This is a genomic window from Variovorax sp. P4_D9 (assembly GCF_056401695.1).
The window spans coordinates 1-2,545 of sequence record NZ_JBFUIU010001065.1; the positions used below are offsets into that span (position 1 = coordinate 1).

3 protein-coding genes and 3 tRNA genes are annotated in these 2,545 nt (G+C 61.9%); 2 read left to right on the plus strand and 4 right to left on the minus strand.

The genetic code is table 11. The features are described 5' to 3' along the window. The first annotated feature begins 124 nt into the window (after window positions 1-124). Together AC1DY5_RS50905 and AC1DY5_RS50910 are read left to right on the plus strand one after the other, a co-directional pair. Complete coding sequence (locus AC1DY5_RS50905) at window positions 125-418, plus strand: hypothetical protein (RefSeq protein ID WP_478121895.1); 294 nt, start codon at window positions 125-127, stop codon at window positions 416-418. 32 nt (window positions 419-450) lie between these two features. Then, window positions 451-885: a site-specific integrase gene (locus AC1DY5_RS50910; RefSeq protein WP_478121896.1), complete on the plus strand. Its 435-nt coding sequence runs from the start codon at window positions 451-453 to the stop codon at window positions 883-885. A gap of 99 nt (window positions 886-984) precedes the next feature. Here the strand turns inward: AC1DY5_RS50910 and AC1DY5_RS50915 are convergent. The 4 genes from AC1DY5_RS50915 to gltX form a co-directional block, all read right to left on the minus strand. Next, window positions 985-1,061, minus strand: a tRNA-Asp gene (locus AC1DY5_RS50915). Between the two features lie 70 nt (window positions 1,062-1,131). Beyond that, window positions 1,132-1,207, minus strand: a tRNA-Glu gene (locus tag AC1DY5_RS50920). A gap of 66 nt (window positions 1,208-1,273) precedes the next feature. Next, window positions 1,274-1,349 (minus strand) — tRNA-Ala (locus tag AC1DY5_RS50925). Window positions 1,350-1,382: 33 nt separating this feature from the next. After that, a partial coding sequence (gene gltX, locus AC1DY5_RS50930; RefSeq protein WP_478121897.1) for a glutamate--tRNA ligase occupies window positions 1,383-2,545 on the minus strand: 1,163 nt, incomplete at its 5' end.

Here is a 2,545-nt window from a genome sequence, read left to right on the forward strand (position 1 = left end):
GCTTCAAGGGGCTGGTCGATGCGTGGTTCGATTGGCAGGAAGGCTTGCCCGAAACAGCGGCGAATAAGCGCGCGGAGTCGCCATCGCGGAGAACAAGGAAGAGGCCAAGAAGCTCGTTGAGGCCATGGGCCATCTGGAGGTGGCCGAGATCACCCGCACAATGGGCTACAAGTACCTCGAACACTACGAGCACACCCGCCCCGTCAAGGCGAACAAGGAAATCGCATTGGCTCGGCTGATCCTCGAGTACGCAATCCGCAAGGGGATGATCGAATCGAACCCCTTCGACCGGATCTCGCACAACAAGGTGGTCGAGGAAGCCAAGCGCTACGTGACGCACGACGAGCTTGAGATCGTGGTCGCGACCGGCCGCGTGCTTGGTGGCCCGTACCACATCATCGCCTTCGCTCTGAATTGACAGCGTGGCTGTGCGTGCGTCGGTCGTTTGAAGTGCGCAAGATCACCCGCGATGCAATCTCTGATACCGGTATCCTCTGGACAGACTCCAAGGACCCGACGAAGCCGAAGATCCTGATCGAGCGGTCGCCCGAACTACGCGAGACGATCGACGAGGTGCTGGCGATCAAGCGCAACAACCTGGCCGGCTCGTTCCTGTTGTTCGGGCCCCTGCAGGGGCAGCGCTACACGAAGTCGGGGTGGGGGAAGCTGCTCGGCACCCTCATGGCGACCGCAGAGGTTCACGCGCAGGCGCTGGGGCTTCCCTTCGAACATTTCAGCCTGCAGGACTGCCGACCCAAGGGCGTAACGGACAAGCTGGACCGCGGCGACACCGACACGAAGGAGGCCACGTTGCACTCCAGTGACGCCATGATCACCCGGGTCTACGACCGCCGCCAGACGAAGAAAGCCACGCCGGCCGGCTGATTCATAGATTCATATTCCAAAGATGACCGAATCAGATTCCAAAAACCAAAATGGGCTGCGAGCCGAAGCTTGCAACCCATTGATCTCTAACGAAAAATCTGGCGGAGTGGACGGGACTCGAACCCGCGACCCCCGGCGTGACAGGCCGGTATTCTAACCAACTGAACTACCACTCCTGGTAGACAACGTTCACTCCGAAAGGAGCCAAGTGCTGCGACTTGTGCCGGCTTCACCTTGCAGTGAAACTGGCGACCCTACGGGGATTCGAACCCCGGTAGCCACCGTGAAAGGGTGGTGTCCTAGGCCTCTAGACGATAGGGTCAAAACCTTAGGAACCGCGCTGAGATCAGCGCTTGTTTCTCAAACTCTCTACAACTCGACACCATGTTGGTGGAGGTAAGCGGGATCGAACCGCTGACCTCTTGCATGCCATGCAAGCGCTCTCCCAGCTGAGCTATACCCCCCTGGGTGTCGAGCCTCAAATTATAGCCCGAAAATCAGGCTTCCTTCAATCTCTTCAAAATAGTTTCGCGAGAAAAAAGCGCGAGAACCGAATCGAGAGATGGTGTCTGCGGCGTGCCCATCACGAGCACTCGCACCGGCATGGCCAACGCCGGCATCTTGAGACCTTGCGCAACCAGCACTTCCTTGATGGCCGATGCGATCGCTGCCTTGTCCCAAGCGACGGCCGATAGCTTATCCGCAAGTTCGGCGATTGCCGGCCGCACCGCAGCAGAAATATGCTGCGCGCGATCGGCATCGCTCGGATGCACATCGGCATAGAACGCAGCCGCCCATCCGGCCAGCGCGACCGTGGTGTCGCAGCGGTCCTTGAAGAGACCGCAGATCGCCGGCAGGCGCTCGTCGGCCGTAATGCCGCGCTTCTGCAATTGCGCGGCCACCAGCGGCGCCAGCGCATCGTCGGCCATCGCCTTCAGGTGCTGCGCGTTGACCCAGCGCAGCTTGGTCTCGTCGAACTGCGCCGCGCTGCGGCCCAGGTGGTCGAGGTTGAACCACTCGACGAACTGCGCGCGCGAGAAGATCTCGTCATCACCATGGCTCCAGCCCAGGCGCGCGAGGTAGTTCACCATCGCCTCGGGCAGGAAGCCCTCGTCGCGGAACTGCGTCACAGGCTTGGCGCCGTTGCGCTTGCTCATCTTCTCGCCCTGCTCGTTGAGCACGGTCGGCAGGTGCGCATACACCGGCGGCTCCTTGCCGAGCGCACGGAAGATGTTGATCTGGCGCGGCGTGTTGTTGACGTGGTCGTCACCGCGGATCACGTGCGTGATCGCCATGTCGATGTCGTCGACCACAACGCAGAAGTTGTAGGTCGGCGTGCCGTCGGGCCGCGCGATCACGAGGTCGTCGAGCTCGTCGTTGCCGATCTCAATGCGGCCCTTGACCTTGTCGTCCCAGGCCACGACGCCGCCCTGCGGGTTGCGGAAACGCAGCACCGGCTGCACGCCTTCGGGCACCGGCGGCAGCGTCTTGCCGGGCTCGGGGCGCCAGGTGCCATCGTAGCGCGGCTTCTCCTTCGCGGCCATCTGCTTCTCGCGCAGCACGTCGAGTTCGGCCATGCTCATGTAGCAGGGGTAGACCAGGCCCGCGGCCTGCATCTCGGCCAGCACCGCCTTGTAGCGGTCCATGCGCTGCATCTGGT